Raw genomic sequence first — 17,251 nt, forward strand, 5'->3', positions numbered from 1 at the left:
AAAAAGTAAATTCGTTTCAAGGGTGGCGCGATTTTGAAGAAACTGACCCTACCCAAGAACATCGAAATCCGCGGCTTTTGGCCGCCAGTGTCTCAGATCCCTTACGACGAGTTACGGTTGTGTTCCCTTCAAACTCCTCGTAGTGGCCCCCTCGAAGGACCCGGTAGGAAAGCCCTTCAAAGATGTCTATTTGACCCACTGCAGGCCCTTTAGGGTTATCGATTGGAGATCTCTGATAATAATCATCCGAGTATTTGTCGCCAACCCATTCGCCAACGTTGCCGGACATGTCATACAAGCCTAGAGCATTCGGTGGAAATACGCCTGGAGGGTTTGGTAGTGAGGCTTTCTCAGAGGGGACAGAGTAGCGGCTTGATTCAGTCTTAGCTGCCATCGAGACATTCTCAATTGCCTCTCCATTTTCGGTGGCATACGGAAGCATTTGGCCCTGGGCGCGTGCAGCATATTCCCACTCGGCCTCCGTGGGCAGTCGGACTTCTTTACCGGTATGTTTGCCCAACCAAAGGCAGAAAGCATTTGAATCAACCCATGAAGTGACCGCTGGTAATACGTTGTCGAAACGCTCCGGCATTTCATCTTTCATATCTTTATAACGGCTGTCCGAGGGTTCATATCCCGTAACCGCCATGAACAGCTCAAAATCCTCCTGGGAAACCTCGTATTTCTGAATATAAAAATCATCAACGATGACACGATGTGCTGGAATGGTATCGCTACGAACACTCCACCCCCCGGGGTTCCCCATCATAAACTCCCCACCTTTGACAAAAACCATGGCGTCCATCTGACGTTGGACTAAGTCTTTTGCCTGAGATTCGTAATACGGGCTACAGCCGGAGAGGGCAGAAGTGACAACAAGAGAGGAAAAAACGAGGCAACGCATGTTTGCTCCGTGCAATGGGATTAACACTCCATGTGTTTCGCAGATTCTATCAATCTTACTTGAAGCAACAGAATGACCGAAGAGATGGTTTGTGTGCACTGGAAGGATCGAAACTCATCTCCTGACTTTCGAAGCCAATCAGTGTGATCGTGAATGTAGGCTACGATTACTCAAGGCAATACTGCAGTCTGAGCTTCCGGATCAGGTGGCTACCAGCGAAAAAGACGCGGGCAGCCGGGAAGTCAACAATTCAAGCATGTTCGGAAGTTAAACTTTTTGAGAAGGAACAACGAAAGCCAGTGGATTCGTTTGTTACCCGCTCTATGGCTTTGCGCCTTGTGACGGTTGTGTTGCCAGAGAAATCTCTAAAATCGCCGCCTCGGAGGACTCGGAATGGCTCGTTGCTCCAGCTTTCTATGATTGGAGTCTCGGGTCCCTCTGGGTTATTGATCGGGGAGCGCTCATAGTAATCGGCGCGATAATAATCGCTCACCCATTCAGCGGCATTGCCCGACATGTCGTAAAGGCCAAGTGGGTTCGCCGGGAAGGTTCCTGGCGGCTTTGGGAGCGTTTTTTTCTGCTCTCGATACTGAGATGGGCGTGGCGCCATGGTTATGCCTTCTTCCGCATTTCCGTTTTCTGTTGCATAGCGCAACATTTTCCCTCCGCTTCGGGCCGCATATTCCCACTGCGCCTCGGTTGGAAGTTGAATACTCGTATCAGTTTGAGACCCCAGCCACCTGCAAAACTCCGATGCATCCGTCCACGACACCACCGCTGGTAGGTTCGGCTGGAAACGTTCTGGATGTTTTTCCCTGAGAATTTCATAAGAGTTGTTCGAGTGTTTGTAGTTAGTCACATCCATGAACAACTCGAAATCCCCTTGTGTCACTTCGTATTTCTGAATATAAAAATCATCAACGATGACACGATGAGCCGGGATGGTGTCGCTACGAACACTCCACCCCCCGGGATTCCCCATCATAAACTCCCCACCTTCGACAAAAACCATGGCGTCCATCTGGCGCTGAACCATGTCTTTTGCCTGGGATTCGTAATAGAGGCTGCATCCGGAAAGGGCAGAGGTGACAACAAGTGAAGAAAAAACGAGGTAACGCATGCTTGCTCCGTGCAATGGGGTTAACACTCCATGTGTTAGCAGCATTCTATCAACTTGCTTGAAGCAACAGAATTACCAGAGAGACAGTTTGTGCCCATTGGCGGAACCGCGTCTCATCTCATGACTTCCAAGCCCTGTTGAATCAAGTATAATTTCGACGTTCGAAAACAGGGTGTTTTCGAAATAAGGAAGCAAACTTCAAAGGAACTGATATGAAAACCTTCAATACGCTGCGGGTGATTTTTGCACTCGTGGGTGTCGGCATGCTTGTCGGCGCCTTTTTCTCTTTCCAGAGCACTTCCACGTTTCTTGAAACCGCGACAGCCAAACCGGGTGTTGTAACCGACCTGATTCGATCACGATCCAGTGATTCCAATGCCTACTATCCTCTCGTCCGTTTTGAAGACGAAAAAGGCAGGCTCACAGAGTTCCTCTCATCCAGCGGGAGCAACCCTCCGAGTTATAGTCGCGGAGAGACGGTTCGTGTGTTGTTCATGCCCGGCAATGCTGAGTCTGCAAGAATCGACGGTTTCTTTTCGCTGTGGGGAGTAACCCTGATCGTAGGCGGTTTGGGAGGCGTTTTCTTTATGGTTGGAGCCGGTATGTTTGTTGTGCCGGCTGTCAGGAACAGTGGGGCTGCCAAACTTCGCAAAACCGGGCAACGGGTTCAGGGAATGTTTCAGGGTGTCGAAAAGAACCAGATGATCGTCATGAACGGCAATAGCCCCTATCAGATCGTCTGCCAGTGGCAAAATCCGGTCACTTCCGATGTCCATGTCTTCAGGAGTGGCAACCTCTGGTTCGATCCCTCTGACCATATCCAGAGCGAGTCCATTCCCGTTTACATCAACCCCACGAACCCCAAGCGGTACTGGGTGGATACCTCCTTTTTGCCGAAGATGGCGAGCTAATTGCGCTGAAATACGACTCATGTGAACCTCACGTAACTCTCTCTTGGGTGCGCCCGGTCAATGGTGAATGTAGACTGACCGTCTTTAACGCTGGCCTGGATTTACCAGGCCAGCTTTTTTCCACGGTATACAGGCTTCACCATGGACGACCAATCCACAGATAGGGAACCGGTTGGCGAGAACAGGCGCCCGCTGATTTCATCAGATCTTGCCACGCCGATCTACGGGCTATTCGGCCTGGGCATCCTGTACACCCTGTACGTCGCTCACCAGATCGTCCTGCCCATCATTCTCGCGGTGATGACGAGCCTGCTACTCTCGCCTCTGGTCAAGAAGGCTTACGTTAAGTGGCGGATTCCCCGGATGATCAGTTCCCTGGTTCTGGTCCTATTGGTACTGGCCGGAATCGTTGGCATAACTCTGGCCGTGGCAACTCCGGCGCTGAAGTGGGCGGAAGAGGTCCCGCAGGGCATCTCGCGCTTGCTGGTAGGTGAAAGTGAAATCAGTCGCCAGATCGCCAGGGTTACCGAATCCGCTGAGCAAGTTGAAAAGTCGGTGGAGGAGCTCTCAGAGTCAGAACAGCAACAGCCAACGGCGGTGGTACTGCAAACGGACTCCTGGCGCAGCCAGTTGATGACCAAGGCTCGAAATGGCATCGCTGGCCTGGCATTGGCGCTGGCATTGACCTATTTCTTGTTGGTGAGCGGTGATCGTCTGATCAAGAACTTTGTCCGTCAGTTGCCTATTGATCAGCGGAAAACCGTGCTTCGGATTACCCATGATTCCCAGCATCAGATTGCCCAGTACCTGGGCGTTCTCGGCCTGAGTAATCTGGCCGTCGGCACCACAACAGGCCTGATCTGCTGGGCCGTCGGGCTGCCGGATCCAGCTGTGTGGGGGCTGGTCGCCGGGCTTGCCCGGTTTATTCCCTATCTGGGCGTTATTCTCTCTATCTCTATGTTGACGATTGTCTCTGCCATCAGCCTAGATGAATTCTGGATGATGGCCATTGCGCCGCTGGGGTTCCTCGGCCTGACCACGCTGGTCGGGTTCTTTATCGAACCCTGGATTCACGGCTTTCGTATGGCGATCAATCCGGTGATCATCTTCGTCTCGATCTTCTTCTGGGGCTGGCTCTGGGGGCCGGTGGGTGTGCTTCTGGCAGTGCCTTTGATGACCGTGATTCAGGTGGTTCTCAAGCAGATTCCCAAGCTGCGACCAGTCTATAAAGTGATTGCGAGGTAGTCTGGTAATGGATACCCGCAACACGCACTGACACGCCCGGTAAACTCACCTATCCTCTCTGAATACCCGAAATTCAGCAAACAGGGAGGATCGTCAGCCCATGATCCCGAACACCATGAAAGCCATGGTTCTTACCGGTCACGGTGATGTGGATAAACTGGAGTATCAGGACGTGTCTGTTCCTGCTCCCGGGCCGGGAGAGGTGCTTGTCCGGGTCACAGCCACGGCGAAGAACAACACCGATCGCAAGGCGCGGGAAGGGCTTTATCCCACCAAAAAAGGCGAAATGACATCCTTTCAGATGGGCGGTAAGCCCACGCTGACGTTTCCCCGGATTCAGGGGGCGGATATCGCTGGGCGTGTCGCGGCCGTTGGCGAAGAAGTGGATGAGTCCCGAATCGGTGAACGGGGCCTGCTGGATTTCAACATCTACGCCAATGATCGGCGGGACATCAACCTCACGCCCGATTACTTTGGTCACGGCGCCGACGGCGGCTATGCGGAATATGTAGCGCTCCCGTCGGACCAGTTTTATCACATACCCAATGCCGAACTCTCAGATGCCGAAGTGGCGTCCATGGGCATGTGTTCCTATCAGACCGCCATGCACATGCTTACCTCGGCCAATATCAAGGCCGGGGAACGGGTTTTGGTCACGGGTGCCAGCGGTGGAGTTGGCACCGCGCTGATCCAGCTGTGCCGGATCATGGGGGCTATTCCCTATGCCCTCAGCAAACAGGACAAGGCGGCGGCGCTGCTGGAACTGGGTGCCGAGGCGGTGCTGGATCGCTCGGATATGGACAGCTTCGTGGATCGGGTGAAAGCGGAAACCGGCGGCAAACCCATTGATGCGGTGATGGATCTGGTCGGCGGTGAGATGACCGATGTCTTCATCGACACCATGATCTTTGATATGAACGCCCGCAGCACCTATCCGCGACTCAGTATTGCTGGCGCCAGCGGCGGCAATATCAGCGAAATTCTGTGGACCCGGATCTACCTCTACCAGGTACAGATCTTCGGGGTATCCCACGGCACCCGGGAGGAGGCCGAACAGTTGATGGCCTGGATCCGGGAAGGGCAACTGAAACCGGTTTTGCACGGTGCCTTCAGGCTCTCTGATCTGCATCGGGCAGAAGAATACTTTGTGAACCGGGGTAGCAATTATCTCGGCAAGATCGTGATCGTTCCCGACTCACAATGGGAAGAACACGGCCAACCCTGGTCACTGGAGAGTGCCTGATGAAACCCGAGCTAACCATTCAGTTGATGGATACCCATGCCGGCGGTGATGTCAGCCGGATCGTGACCGGTGGCATCGATCAATTGCCCGGCGATACGGTTCGTGCGCAGATGGAATACCTGCGCGATGATGCCGATGGCCTGCGTCGGCTTTTGTTGGAAGAGCCATATGGCGTGCCCGAAATGTCCGTGGATTTGCTGGTGCCGCCAACAGATCCCCGAGCGGCCGCCGGTTACATCATCATGGAAGTCATGGGTTACCCGATTTACTCCGGCTCCAACACCATCTGCACGGCCACCGCAGTGTTGGAATCAGGTATCGTGCCGAAACAGGAAGGCAAACAGAACTTTCTCCTGGAATCTCCTGCTGGCCTGGTTCAGATCGAGGCGACCGTACAGGACGGCGTGGTGGAAGCCATCACCTGTGAAGGGTTGCCCAGTTATATTCACACCTACAAGGCCAGCATCGACGTGCCCTCGTTGGGTGAGATTACCTACAGCGTGGCCTACAGCGGTGGCTTTTATGCGCTGGTGGATGCGTCCAGTCTGGGCTTTGATCTGACCCTGGACGAAGAGCGCAAGCTGTCGGAAACCGCCCATGCCATTGTTGAGGCCATTCAGGCCGAACGGGGCTTTTCTCATTACACCCTTGGGGACGTAGGGCCGCTGCCGTTCCTTCACTTCATGGGGCCCGTAGAGCATGTGGCCGAAGGCTATTATCGCTCCCGGTCTGCAACCTATGTGCATCCCGGTGTGATTTGCCGGAGCACCACCGGCACTGGCACCTCCGCCCGCCTGGCTTTGATGAACTACGAAGGCAACATTAAGCCGGGCGACAAGCTCGAAACCGTTTCCCTGAGAGAGACCGGTTTTATCGGTGAATTTACCGCCGTCGAAGAAGAGGGCGAATACCAGGTAATCAAGAACAGCATCACCGGCAAGGGTTATGTCATTGCCCGCTCCGACATTGTGGTGAACTGTGACGACCCAATGGTTGAGTGCGGATCCCTCCACCATATCCTGTCTAGCCGCCATTCCGAAAAATTTCCCCCTCAATCCTGAGGTCCGCTCGGGAGCTCTTTCCCGGGCGCGGCATGCCAGCTGCGCCCGGTTTTCCACCTCATAAAACCACGCAGATTTCTTCCTTTTTGGTCTAAAGTTTACCTTTACGTAAAGTGAAGCCTGTGCTAAACCTTGACCCGTGCTTTCAATGATAAAAACAACAGGAGTTGAGAATGAGCCTTCCGGAATATACCGACGTTTACAACAACTTCGATCCTGCTGCTCTGGAAGCGGACATCCTGGATGGACGTCTGGATAGCGGGCTCAACGTATGTCACGAAATCTGCGACAAGTGGGCGGATGATCCCAGTCGCGTTGCCCTTTACTACGAAACCGAGGATGGCGGTGACGGCTCCCTGACTTTCGCCGAACTGAAAGAGGCCTCCGCGCGTTTTGCCAATTATCTGAAATCCAAAGGCATCGGGAAGGGCGACCGGGTGGCTGCACTCCTGCCGCGCACGCCTGAGCTGCTGATCGTTATCGCCGGAACCCTGCGTGCCGGCGCCGTGTATCAGCCACTGTTCACTGCCTTCGGTTCCGGGGCCATCGAATACCGTTTTGAACGAGCCAGTACCAAACTGGTAGTGACGAACCCTGAAAACTACCCCAAGCTGAACGACGTCAAGGTGTGCCCGCCAGTTGTTGGCGTCAACGCCAGTGAGATTGGTGCGGACATTCCCGATTTCGAACAAACTCTGGCCGCCCAGTCCAGCGAGTTTGAGCCGGTCATGATCAAGGGCGACGATCCGTTCCTTCAGATGTTCACCTCCGGAACCGTCGGTAAATCCAAGGGCGTCGCGGTTCCCGCCAAAGCACTGCTGGCGTTCTACGTCTACATGAAGTATGCCATTGATCTGCAGGACGGCGACAAGTTCTGGAACGTGGCCGATCCTGGCTGGGCCTACGGTCTTTACTACGCGGTGGTAGGGCCCCTGCTGATGGGCCACGCGACCCATTTCAACCCGGGCGGTTTCACGCCGGAATCCACCTACGACATGATCCGCAAATACAAGATCACCAACCTGGCAGCGGCGCCTACGGCTTACCGCCTGCTCAAGGCCAACGATCACGTTCTGCCGGAAGGCGAAAACCTGGGTTTGCGTGTTGCCAGCAGTGCCGGTGAACCTCTTAACCCGGAAGTGGTGAACTGGATTCGCAACCGCCACTTCTGCCCCGTGAAAGACCACTACGGCCAGACCGAAACCGGCATGACCTGTTGCAACTTCCACGGCCTTGCGCATCCGGTCCGCGAAGGTTCCATGGGCTATGCCTCCCCGGGCCACAAGGTAGTTGCGCTGAATGAGAAGAACGAAGTTGTGGGCGAGGGCGAAGTCGGGCAGCTGGCTGTCGACGTGAAGGCCTCCCCGCTCTTCCATTTCGACGGCTACACCTGGGGTGAGAAAGATCCGTTCGTGAACGGTTATTACCTCACCGGCGATATGGTCATCAATCACGGCAATGGCAACTTCTCCTTCAGCGGCCGGGACGATGACATCATCACCACCGCCGGCTACCGCGTGGGCCCCGCCGACGTGGAAAGCACCTTGCTGGAGCACGCCGCTGTGGCGGAGTCAGGTGTTGTCGGCAAGCCCGATGAGAAGCGCGGTTCCATCATCAAGGCCTATGTGGTGATAAAGGGCGATTATGCCGTCGGAGACGAGCAGGCGCTGAAAGATGAGCTTCAGGAACTGGTGCGTCGCAGACTCTCTACCCACGCCTTCCCCCGGGAAATCGAGTTTGTTGATGAGCTGCCCAAGACGCCCAGTGGCAAAATCCAGCGGTTCGTTCTGCGTAATCAGGCCAAGGAAGAAATCGGCGCATGATCATTACGTTTGAAGAGCTGCAGGCCTTCCTCGACGAGCAGTTTCCGCAGGGGGCCGCTTACGGCACCCTTCAGAAGCTCGGGGATGGCTGGGCAGAGATGAAGCTGGAAGTGGATGAGGAGCACCTCAGGCCCGGGGGAACCGTCTCCGGGCCGGCCATGATGGGGCTGGCGGACGTCACCCTTTATGCGGCGCTGTTGAGCAAGATTGGCCTGGTTCCCCTGGCGGTGACCACCAACCTGAACATCAACTTTCTCCGCAAGCCGGTAGCCCATCAGCCCATCTGGGCTCGGGCCACCATGTTGAAAGTCGGCCGCACCATGGGAGTGGGCGAAGTGTTCGTTTACTCGGAAGGTGCCGAAGAGCCGGTTGCTCACTCCACCATGACCTATTCAATTCCTCCAAACCGGTAGCGCCATGCAGATTCGAGATACGATGGTGCCGGTCGGTGACGGTGTGGAGCTGGAGGTCAGGCGAATCCAGCATGAGGAGTCGAAAGGGCCAGTGCTGGTTTTTCTGCATGAATCCCTCGGTAGCATTGCCCTGTGGCGGAAGTTCCCGGAAAAACTGGCCAAAGCCACCGGCTGCGACGCACTGATCTACAATCGTCAGGGTTATGGCCACTCGTCTGACGAAGAGCTACCTCGCCCGTATGATTACCTGGAAGTTGCCGGTCATCGGTGGTTGCCCAGGTTGCTGGACAAGCTCGCAATTCAGGATATCGTGCTGGTAGGGCACAGTGATGGTGGATCCATTGCTCTCGTGACGGCCGGTACCATGGGTGACCGCGTGAAGGCTCTGATAACCATGGCTGCGCATATCTATGCGGATCACCTTACCCTTGCCGGCATCGAGGAGATGGCTGTTCGTTATCGGGAGACCGATATCCGGGAGCGTTTGGCACGCTATCATGGCGACCGGACCGACGACCTTTTCAACGCCTGGCAGACAGTCTGGCGCGATGAGGGCTTTCAGTCAGCGATGGATTTCCGTCGCTGGCTGGCAGCGATCGAATGTCCGGCTATGATCATTCAAGGGGAGAACGACGAATACGGCGTGCCTGAGCAGGTTACAGATATCGTTGCTGGCATCGGGGAGAGCGCCCACGGCGTGATTCTGGAGGATGCGGGGCATTCTCCGCACCTGGAAAAGCAGGACCAGGTAGTAGACCTTCTATACGACTTTTTGCGTAGCGAGAGTGTACTTAAAAACTGCAATTAAGTGTTGACGTTTACGTATACGTCAATCTAATCTGGTAAACAGATAAAACGCACAACAATAACAAAGGTAGATTGGCTCATGAGTGAACAGTACGTTCTGGAGACCCGTAACCTTGTCAAAGAATTCAAGGGCTTTGTTGCGGTCGACGACGTGAACCTGAAGGTCCAGAAAGGCCATATTCACGCCCTGATCGGCCCTAACGGTGCTGGCAAGACCACGGTCTTCAATCTGCTCACCAAATTCCTGATCCCGACTCGTGGTCAGATCCTGTTCAAGGATCAGGACATCACCACCATGAAGTCCGCCGCCATCGCCCGCCAGGGCATTGTCCGCTCGTTTCAGATCTCTGCCGTATTCCCTCACATGACAGCGCTGGAGAACATCCGCGTAGCCCTGCAGACCTTCGAGGGTACCTCTTTCAGTTTCTGGAAATCCGGCAATTCCCTGCACAAGCTGAATCAGCGCTGCATGGAGCTTCTGGATGCCGTTGGCCTTGCAGAGTTTGCCAACACCACCACCGTTGAGTTGGCCTACGGGCGCAAGCGTGCACTGGAATTGGCAACCACGCTGGCCATGGAGCCGGAAATCCTGTTGCTTGACGAGCCAACCCAGGGCATGGGTTCGGAAGACGTGGATCGTGTGGTAGAGCTCGTACGCAAGGCGGCAGCGGGACGAACCGTTCTGATGGTTGAGCACAACCTCAGCGTGGTCAGCAAATTGTGCGATCGCATCACCGTGCTGGCTCAGGGCGCTGTCCTGACCGAGGGTGATTATGCCTCGGTCTCTGCAGATCCAAGGGTGCGCGAGGTATACATGGGTAGTGATGGTAGTGGAGAGCGGGGTACTACCGCTGACAGCGAGCAGTCGGAGGCGGCGCAATGACCAGTAAATCAGATCGCGAATACGAGCAGCTCCGACTCTCGGGATTACACGCCTTTTACGGCGAATCCCATATCCTCCATGGCATCGACATGGTGGTGCACCGTGGTGAGCTGGTGACCTTGCTGGGCCGCAATGGTGCAGGTCGGAGTACAACCCTCAAAGCCATTATGAATATGGTTGGCAGGCGCACCGGCTCAATCATGATTAACGGTGAGGAAACCATGTCTTGTGCGCCTCACCACATTGCCAGGTTGGGTGTCGGGTATTGCCCCGAACATCGGGGCATTTTTTCCTCGCTTAGTGTCCAGGAGAACCTGACGCTGCCGCCAGTGGTGCGCAGTGGCGGCATGAGCCTGGAAGAAATCTACAACATGTTCCCCAACCTGTATGAACGACGTTTCAGCCAGGGCACCAAGCTGTCCGGTGGCGAGCAGCAGATGCTGGCTATGGCGCGCATTCTGCGCACCGGCGCCAACATGCTGCTGCTGGACGAAATCACCGAGGGTCTGGCCCCGGTTATTGTAGAAAAGCTGGGTGAGGTCCTGATTGCCCTGAAAAACAAGGGTCTGACCATTGTCCTGGTTGAGCAGAATTTCCACTTCGCAGCACCGTTAGCCGACCGTCATTACGTTGTTGAGCACGGTCAGATTGTGGAAGAAATCAGCGCCAACGAACTGAGTTCCAAGCAGTCGGTGCTGGATCGCTATTTGGGGGTCTGATCCCGGATAGGACGAGAGCAAGAAAAGCAACAACAACCCGAACCAACGCAAGACAGTAGCGGAGATACAACAATGACAATGATGAAAAAGCTTCTGACATCAGCCGTTGCATCAGCCATGATGGCAAGCGGAGCCCAAGCGGCTATTTCCAACGACACGGTCAAGATCGGTTACCTGGCAGATATGTCCGGCACCTACCGTGACCTGGCAGGCCCCAACGGGCTTAAGGCCCTGGAAATGGCGATCGCTGACTTTGGTGGTCAGGTAAATGGCGCCAAGATCGAAGTGGTCAGTGCTGATGACCGTAACAGCCCCGATACTTCCTCCAGCACCGTTCGTCGCTGGGTTGAGAACGAGGATGTTGATCTGGTGGCCGGTATGGTGGCTTCTTCCGTTTCCATTGCCGTGAGCAAGATTCTGGAAGAGAACGATCGCCTGGGTATCATCTCCGGTTCAGCCGCTTCCAGTATCACCAACGAGCACTGCACCCCGAACCACATCCACTACGTTTACGACACTTATCCGCTGGCGAACGGTACCGCCAGTGCGGTGGTTAAAGAAGGCGGCAAAACCTGGTACATGCTGACTGCGGATTACGCGTTCGGCCACGCTCTGGAAGGCGACGTGACACGCGTTGTTGAGGCTAACGGCGGTGAAGTGATCGGCACCGTGCGCCATCCGTTCCCGACCCAGGATTTCTCCTCCTTCATCCTGCAGGCCCAGGCGTCCGGCGCTGATGTAATCGGCCTGGCAAACGCCGGTGCTGACACCACCAACGCCATCACAACGGCCAGTGAGTTCGGTGTCACCCAGTCTGGCCAGACTCTTGCTGCCCTGCTGCTGTTCCTGACCGACGTGCACGCACTGGGTGCGGAAACCGCTCAGGGCATTCAGTTGACCACCGGCTGGTACTGGGACATGAACGACGAGACCCGTGAATGGTCTGATCGCTTCATGGAAGAGACCGGTGTTCGTCCGACCATGGTTCACGCCGGTATCTACTCCAGCACCATGCAGTACCTGAACGCAGTCAAGGCGACCGGGTCTGATGATGCCCAGACAGTGCGCAAACAGATGATGGATACGCCCATCAACGACATGTTTGCCAAGAACGGCAAGATCCGTGTTGACGGCCGCATGGTGCACGATATGTACCTGGCGGAAGTGAAAACCCCGGCTGAGTCCACGAATGAGTGGGATCTGTACAAGATCCTGAGGACTATTCCGGCGGAAGAATCTTACCGTCCGCTCTCCGAGAGCAAGTGCAAGCTGGTTAACAACTAAGACCGGCATCAGGGCTCACCCGGCAACAGGGCAGGGTGAGCCCGCAACTCAGAGAATTGAGTAAGAACAACAACCAACCCCTGTGCTGCTTCTGGAGTTAGCCCAATGTCCATGATTTTCGGCGTCCCTGTAGCTGTGCTCTCCGGCCAGCTCCTGATCGGAATCATCAATGGCGCCTTTTACGCCCTTCTGAGCCTTGGGCTCGCGGTCATCTTCGGTTTGCTGAAGATCATCAACTTCGCCCATGGTGCCATGTACATGCTCGGCGCCATGACCACCGTCCTGATGTTTGACTATCTGGGCGTTAATTACTGGGTCGCGCTCCTGCTGGCCCCCCTGCTGGTCGGCGCTTTCGGCGTCGTCATAGAGTATTTCCTGCTGCGCCGCATCGCGGGACAAGATCATATTTACAGCCTGCTCCTGACTTTCGGTGTGGCGCTGATCATCACCGGCGTGCTGGTGAACTGGTTTGGTGTGTCTGGCCTTCGCTACACCATGCCTGACATGTTCAAAGGCGGTGTGAATCTCGGCTTTATGTTCATGCCGTATTACCGGGCCTGGGTTATCGTTGCGGCACTGGTCGTGTGCTTCGGAACCTGGTTTGTGATTGAAAAAACCAAGCTGGGTGCCTACCTGCGGGCCGGTACCGAGGATTCCCAGCTTATGCAGGGTTTTGGCATCAACGTACCACTCCTGATCAGCCTGACTTACGGCTTTGGTGTGGCGTTGGCAGCGTTTGCCGGAGTCCTGGCCGCGCCGATTTACTCGGTGACGCCTGTCATGGGGTCTGCCACCCTGATCACGGTCTTTGCGGTTGTGGTTATCGGGGGTATGGGTTCCATCGGCGGCGCTATCATCACCGGTATTCTCATGGGTGTTATTGAAGGCCTCACCAAAACCTTCTACCCGCCGGCTTCCTCGGCGGTCATCTTCCTGGTCATGGTTCTGGTTCTGATGTTCCGTCCCAGTGGCTTGTTCGGTAAGGAGGCATAAACATGAATCAGCCAGTCAATTCCGCCGATATTCACAAGTCTATCGTTCAGGAACAGGCCAACCAGGATCGCAAGAAAATGATGCTCAACGGCGTGCTGCTGCTTATCCTGCTCGCTGCGCCGTTTGTGATTTACCCGGTCTTCCTGATGAAGATCCTCTGCTTCGCGCTGTTTGCGGTGGCCTTTAACCTCCTGTTCGGGTTCACCGGCCTGCTGTCATTCGGTCATGCGGCCTTCCTGGCCACGGGTGGCTATACCACCGGTTACCTGCTCAGCAATTACTCCGGGCTTACCACGGAGATGGGGATCATCGCCGGCACCCTGGCGGCCACGGTTCTGGGCACCGGCTTTGCCTTGTTGTCGATTCGTCGGCAGGGCATCTATTTCGCCATGGTTACCCTGGCCCTGGCGCAGCTGGTTTTCTTCTTCTTCGTCCAATCCGAATTCACGGGCGGCGAAGATGGTATGCACGGTATCCCCCGGGGTGAGCTGCTGGGATTCATCAATCTCGAAGATAACCTGAACATGTACTATTTCGTGCTGGCGGTGTTTATCGCTTGCTATCTGCTGGTGCAGCGCATTGTCAGTAGTCCGTACGGTCAGGTATTGAAGGCCATCAAACAGAACGAGCCCCGTGCTGTATCGCTTGGCTATAACGTGGATCGTTACAAGGTGCTGGCATTCGTGATTTCCGCAGCGCTGGCCGGTCTTGCAGGTTCCATGAAATCCGTCGTGTTCCAGCTCGCTTCCCTGAACGATGCGCACTGGCACATGTCGGGCGAGGTTATCCTGATGACTCTGGTCGGTGGTATGGGAACCCTGCTTGGCCCGGTGGTGGGTGCCACCTTCGTGGTGAATATCGAGTACAACCTTTCCCAGGGTCCCTTACGGGATTGGGTAGATCCGATTCTTGGAGGCATCTTCGTGATAACGGTTCTGGCTTTCCGCAGCGGTATCGTGGGTGAGATCCAGAAATTCGTGAAGAAGAACCTGGGCTGAAGCCGTTCGCACCCCTGAAAATCAGAAGGGCCACCTCTAGGGGTGGCCCTTTTGCATTGGTGCGCCAGGCATGGCGCGTAGCGCCTTGACGGCGCTGTTCCGGTACAGGTGGTGCTGGCCGGATGACTTGGGGGTGCAAGTCCCCTGTGGGCCCGGCAAGGGGAACCACTAGCCGGACGGCAAGGGTGTCCATTGCGAGGTGGAATCTGAAGGAAGCCGCAGGCAAAGCACTGGCCCGACGAACAGGAATCGTATAAGGCGGTCACACCGGGCAAGGCGGCCAATATCGTCAAAGCCCAGTACTTGCACGGAAGGTGTGGACGTAGATGCGGCGAGCATAAGTGTGAAGGTCACGCGTCTTACCCTGGGAAGTCTGGTTCTCTGCCACTGTGCTACCTGCCCCGTGAGGGGCTGGGATGGGGAGCCAGAACTCAGCCGAGGCCATAGTAGGTGCGTTACCGCGTACTGAAGGGCCGAACATGGTTGGCCGCCAGTAGGCGGTGAGTTCTCGTGATGTGCTTATGAAGACAGAAGCGACCCGGATGGGTCAGGGCATTCAGGGAGAGGCCGGACAGTATCCGGTCGAGACTGAAGTCCGTGTCGAGGCAGACGCGGGGGCTCACTCGTGGACGAACGCGGAGCCGAACACGCTGATGGAACAGGTGCTTGAGCGCCAGAACCTGATGCGTGCGTATCAGCGGGTGGTGTCCAACAAGGGAGCTGCCGGTGTCGATCAGATGCCGGTGGCAGCCCTGAAAGGCCACCTGCAACAGCACTGGCCAACGCTGCGTCAGCGGCTGTTGGCCGGAGACTACCATCCTCAACTGGTACGCCGGGTCAGCATCCCCAAGCCGCAAGGCGGCGAACGGACGTTGGGCATCCCGACGGTACAGGATCGCCTGATCCAACAAGCGCTTCACCAAACACTGAGCCCGATGCTGGAGCCGACGTTCTCGGATCACAGTTACGGGTTCCGTCCCGGTCGGAGTGCCCATCAGGCGGTTAAGGCGATGCGGCAACACATCAATGATGGCCACCGTTGGGTGGTCGATCTGGACCTGGCTCAGTTCTTTGACCGGGTCAATCACGATGTGCTGATGAGCCTATTGGCTCGTCGCATCCCCGACCGGCGGGTTCTTGCCCTGGTCCGGCGTTACCTGCAAGCCGGCATGCTCGAAGGTGGGTTGGTCAGCCCGAAGCGGGAGGGGACGCCTCAAGGCGGCCCCCTGTCACCCCTGCTCTCCAATGTGCTCCTGACCGAACTGGATCGGGAGCTGGAGCGGCGGGGACACCGGTTCTGCCGTTACGCTGACGACTGTAATATCTACGTCCGAAGCGAAAGGGCTGGCCACCGGGTCATGGCCAGTATTACCCGCTTCCTGGAAACGCGCCTTCGCCTGAAGGTGAACACGACGAAAAGCGACGTGGATCGCCCCTGGCGTCGGAACTTCCTGGGATACAGCGTAAGCTGGCACAAACGACAGGTGCAGTTGAGGGTCGCTCCTAAGAGCTTGAAGGCCTTCATGACCAAGCTGCGTCCGCTGTTCAAGCGGTCACGGGGCCAATCACTGGCCACGACCATCCGGACGCTGAACCCGATGCTCAGAGGCTGGGCGAACTACTACCGCCTGACCGCTTCGAAGCGCCCGGTGGAGGCCCTGGACGGCTGGATAAGAAGGCGACTCCGTCTGATCCTGTGGCGACAGTGGAAGCGAGCCAGTACGCGGGCTCGCTACCTGATACGGCTGGGTCTTACCGAGCTGAGAGCATGGGCGAGTGCCACTAACGGTCGCGGTCCCTGGTGGAACAGTGGTGCACCACACATGAATGCGGCGCTGCCCAGGAAGGTATTCGACCGTCTGTCCCTGGTCAGCTTGCTGGATACGATGACCCGGTGTCAGCAACAGTGCTAAAGGTCCGTAAAGGGGTCAATACTCACCGTTGTTGACACCGGCTTCAGAGCCATCCATGAACCGCCGTGGTACGGAACCGTATGCCCGGTGGTGTGAGAGGACGGGGGAGGTAACTCCCCCTCCTACTCGATCCCGGGGTTGGATGATTGTCCCGGCTTCAGGCCGGATGCCTGAAAACAAAGGCATCCATGGCCAGAACACCGTGTTCGATCCCGCCATCAATCAGCACGCCGGGTTGCTGTTCCCCGGCCGCACCGGCCGCCACCAACAGAGGCAGGAAGTGCTCTGTGGTGGGGTGCGCACGTTGTGCATGCGGCGCTTTCTCCAGCGTCGCAATCAATTGTTGGTGGTCGCCTGCCGTGACCTTTGCACGCACCCAATCCGTGAATTCCCGAGCATAGCCAGAGGCGTTCTCATCCCCCCAGCGAACCTCATACAGGTTATGGGTAAGGCTCCCCGACCCGACAATAAGCACACCCTCATGCTCGAGTGGCTGCAGGGTCTGGCCCAGCTTCCAGGCCGAGGCAGGGTCAAGATCAGCGGGCATTGAGACCTGAAACACCGGAACTGAGTGATCGGGGAAAAGGTGCATCAGGGGAACCCAGGCCCCGTGATCAAGGCCCCGCTTTTCGTCAGCTCGTGCTTTCCAGCCCCCTGCCTCAAGCAAGGCAAGGGTGGTTTGGGCCAGTTCCGGATGCCCGGATGCCGGATATTCAAGTTCATACAGTTCGGATGGGAAGCCGCGAAAATCGTGAATGGTCTCGGGCGTTCCGGAAACGCCTACCCGGACTTCCGGCGTCATCCAGTGGGGTGACACCACCAGCACAGCTTCGGGCCTGGTCAGGCGTTTGCCCAGCTCCGTCAGGGCCGGGCCCGCCAGGCCCGGCTCCAGTGCGAAGGAGGGAGCGCCGTGGGAAACAAACAGACTCATGAT

At 56.4% G+C, this 17,251-nt stretch carries 16 protein-coding genes; 13 read left to right on the forward strand and 3 right to left on the reverse strand.

Going from position 1 to position 17,251, the window contains the following annotated elements; all coding sequences use genetic code 11:
* Window positions 1-16: 16 nt before the first annotated feature.
* Together SIC15_RS06090 and SIC15_RS06095 are read right to left on the reverse strand one after the other, a co-directional pair.
* Window positions 17-904, reverse strand: a complete 888-nt coding sequence (locus tag SIC15_RS06090) for a formylglycine-generating enzyme family protein (RefSeq protein WP_069184235.1) — start codon at window positions 902-904, stop codon at window positions 17-19.
* 250 nt (window positions 905-1,154) lie between these two features.
* Window positions 1,155-2,024: a formylglycine-generating enzyme family protein gene (locus SIC15_RS06095; RefSeq protein WP_069184236.1), complete on the reverse strand. Its 870-nt coding sequence runs from the start codon at window positions 2,022-2,024 to the stop codon at window positions 1,155-1,157.
* Between the two features lie 212 nt (window positions 2,025-2,236).
* On the opposite strand from SIC15_RS06095, the gene SIC15_RS06100 reads away from it, so the two are divergent.
* From SIC15_RS06100 to ltrA, 13 genes are all read left to right on the forward strand, one after another.
* On the forward strand, window positions 2,237-2,935 hold the full coding sequence (locus tag SIC15_RS06100; protein ID WP_069184237.1) for a DUF3592 domain-containing protein: 699 nt from the start codon (window positions 2,237-2,239) through the stop codon (window positions 2,933-2,935).
* A gap of 141 nt (window positions 2,936-3,076) precedes the next feature.
* Entirely contained in the window at window positions 3,077-4,180 is a 1,104-nt protein-coding gene (locus tag SIC15_RS06105) for an AI-2E family transporter (RefSeq protein WP_069184238.1), read from the forward strand.
* Window positions 4,181-4,280: 100 nt separating this feature from the next.
* Window positions 4,281-5,423 carry a zinc-binding dehydrogenase gene (locus SIC15_RS06110; protein ID WP_412537262.1) on the forward strand — a complete coding sequence of 381 codons (1,143 nt, stop codon included), beginning with the start codon at window positions 4,281-4,283 and terminating at the stop codon, window positions 5,421-5,423.
* Window positions 5,423-6,484, forward strand: coding sequence for a proline racemase family protein (locus SIC15_RS06115; RefSeq protein ID WP_412537263.1), 1,062 nt, complete (start codon window positions 5,423-5,425; stop codon window positions 6,482-6,484). Before SIC15_RS06110 ends, SIC15_RS06115 begins: the two co-directional genes overlap by 1 nt.
* Window positions 6,485-6,657: 173 nt before the next feature.
* The gene (locus tag SIC15_RS06120; RefSeq protein WP_412537264.1) at window positions 6,658-8,307 is read left to right on the forward strand and encodes an AMP-binding protein; all 1,650 of its coding nucleotides are present in this window, start codon (window positions 6,658-6,660) and stop codon (window positions 8,305-8,307) included.
* Entirely contained in the window at window positions 8,304-8,720 is a 417-nt protein-coding gene (locus SIC15_RS06125; RefSeq protein ID WP_136631801.1) for a PaaI family thioesterase, read from the forward strand. Before SIC15_RS06120 ends, SIC15_RS06125 begins: the two co-directional genes overlap by 4 nt.
* A gap of 4 nt (window positions 8,721-8,724) precedes the next feature.
* Complete coding sequence (locus SIC15_RS06130; protein WP_412537265.1) at window positions 8,725-9,528, forward strand: alpha/beta fold hydrolase; 804 nt, start codon at window positions 8,725-8,727, stop codon at window positions 9,526-9,528.
* A gap of 78 nt (window positions 9,529-9,606) precedes the next feature.
* A complete protein-coding gene (locus SIC15_RS06135) occupies window positions 9,607-10,410 on the forward strand; it encodes an ABC transporter ATP-binding protein (RefSeq protein WP_069184244.1) in 804 nt (267 codons plus the stop codon).
* Window positions 10,407-11,129: an ABC transporter ATP-binding protein gene (locus SIC15_RS06140; RefSeq protein ID WP_069184245.1), complete on the forward strand. Its 723-nt coding sequence runs from the start codon at window positions 10,407-10,409 to the stop codon at window positions 11,127-11,129. Before SIC15_RS06135 ends, SIC15_RS06140 begins: the two co-directional genes overlap by 4 nt.
* 72 nt (window positions 11,130-11,201) lie before the next feature.
* On the forward strand, window positions 11,202-12,413 hold the full coding sequence (locus tag SIC15_RS06145) for an ABC transporter substrate-binding protein (RefSeq protein ID WP_069184246.1): 1,212 nt from the start codon (window positions 11,202-11,204) through the stop codon (window positions 12,411-12,413).
* Between the two features lie 105 nt (window positions 12,414-12,518).
* Window positions 12,519-13,406: a branched-chain amino acid ABC transporter permease gene (locus SIC15_RS06150; protein WP_069184247.1), complete on the forward strand. Its 888-nt coding sequence runs from the start codon at window positions 12,519-12,521 to the stop codon at window positions 13,404-13,406.
* A gap of 2 nt (window positions 13,407-13,408) precedes the next feature.
* Complete coding sequence (locus tag SIC15_RS06155) at window positions 13,409-14,404, forward strand: branched-chain amino acid ABC transporter permease (protein ID WP_069184248.1); 996 nt, start codon at window positions 13,409-13,411, stop codon at window positions 14,402-14,404.
* 521 nt (window positions 14,405-14,925) lie between these two features.
* Entirely contained in the window at window positions 14,926-16,317 is a 1,392-nt protein-coding gene (gene ltrA / locus SIC15_RS06160) for a group II intron reverse transcriptase/maturase (protein ID WP_374964994.1), read from the forward strand.
* A gap of 157 nt (window positions 16,318-16,474) precedes the next feature.
* Here the strand turns inward: ltrA and SIC15_RS06165 are convergent, their stop codons facing one another.
* A complete protein-coding gene (locus SIC15_RS06165; protein WP_412537266.1) occupies window positions 16,475-17,248 on the reverse strand; it encodes a DODA-type extradiol aromatic ring-opening family dioxygenase in 774 nt (257 codons plus the stop codon).
* Between the last annotated feature and the right edge of the window lie 3 nt (window positions 17,249-17,251).

This window comes from Marinobacter sp. MIT932201, assembly GCF_047123295.1.
GTDB classification, from domain to species: Bacteria; Pseudomonadota; Gammaproteobacteria; order Pseudomonadales; family Oleiphilaceae; genus Marinobacter; species Marinobacter salsuginis.

What these genes read in the sequence shown, in the direction of transcription:
- SIC15_RS06105 (WP_069184238.1), top strand. Translation starts at nt 3,077, where the DNA reads ATGGACGACCAATCCACAGATAGGGAACCGGTTGGCGAGAACAGGCGC.
- SIC15_RS06125 (WP_136631801.1), top strand. Translation starts at nt 8,304, where the DNA reads ATGATCATTACGTTTGAAGAGCTGCAGGCCTTCCTCGACGAGCAGTTT.
- SIC15_RS06140 (WP_069184245.1), top strand. Translation starts at nt 10,407, where the DNA reads ATGACCAGTAAATCAGATCGCGAATACGAGCAGCTCCGACTCTCGGGA.
- SIC15_RS06155 (WP_069184248.1), top strand. Translation starts at nt 13,409, where the DNA reads ATGAATCAGCCAGTCAATTCCGCCGATATTCACAAGTCTATCGTTCAG.
- ltrA (WP_374964994.1), top strand. Translation starts at nt 14,926, where the DNA reads ATGAAGACAGAAGCGACCCGGATGGGTCAGGGCATTCAGGGAGAGGCC.
- SIC15_RS06090 (WP_069184235.1), bottom strand. Translation starts at nt 904, where the DNA reads ATGCGTTGCCTCGTTTTTTCCTCTCTTGTTGTCACTTCTGCCCTCTCC.
- SIC15_RS06130 (WP_412537265.1), top strand. Translation starts at nt 8,725, where the DNA reads ATGCAGATTCGAGATACGATGGTGCCGGTCGGTGACGGTGTGGAGCTG.
- SIC15_RS06135 (WP_069184244.1), top strand. Translation starts at nt 9,607, where the DNA reads ATGAGTGAACAGTACGTTCTGGAGACCCGTAACCTTGTCAAAGAATTC.
- SIC15_RS06120 (WP_412537264.1), top strand. Translation starts at nt 6,658, where the DNA reads ATGAGCCTTCCGGAATATACCGACGTTTACAACAACTTCGATCCTGCT.
- SIC15_RS06165 (WP_412537266.1), bottom strand. Translation starts at nt 17,248, where the DNA reads ATGAGTCTGTTTGTTTCCCACGGCGCTCCCTCCTTCGCACTGGAGCCG.
- SIC15_RS06150 (WP_069184247.1), top strand. Translation starts at nt 12,519, where the DNA reads ATGTCCATGATTTTCGGCGTCCCTGTAGCTGTGCTCTCCGGCCAGCTC.
- SIC15_RS06145 (WP_069184246.1), top strand. Translation starts at nt 11,202, where the DNA reads ATGACAATGATGAAAAAGCTTCTGACATCAGCCGTTGCATCAGCCATG.
- SIC15_RS06110 (WP_412537262.1), top strand. Translation starts at nt 4,281, where the DNA reads ATGATCCCGAACACCATGAAAGCCATGGTTCTTACCGGTCACGGTGAT.
- SIC15_RS06100 (WP_069184237.1), top strand. Translation starts at nt 2,237, where the DNA reads ATGAAAACCTTCAATACGCTGCGGGTGATTTTTGCACTCGTGGGTGTC.
- SIC15_RS06095 (WP_069184236.1), bottom strand. Translation starts at nt 2,024, where the DNA reads ATGCGTTACCTCGTTTTTTCTTCACTTGTTGTCACCTCTGCCCTTTCC.
- SIC15_RS06115 (WP_412537263.1), top strand. Translation starts at nt 5,423, where the DNA reads ATGAAACCCGAGCTAACCATTCAGTTGATGGATACCCATGCCGGCGGT.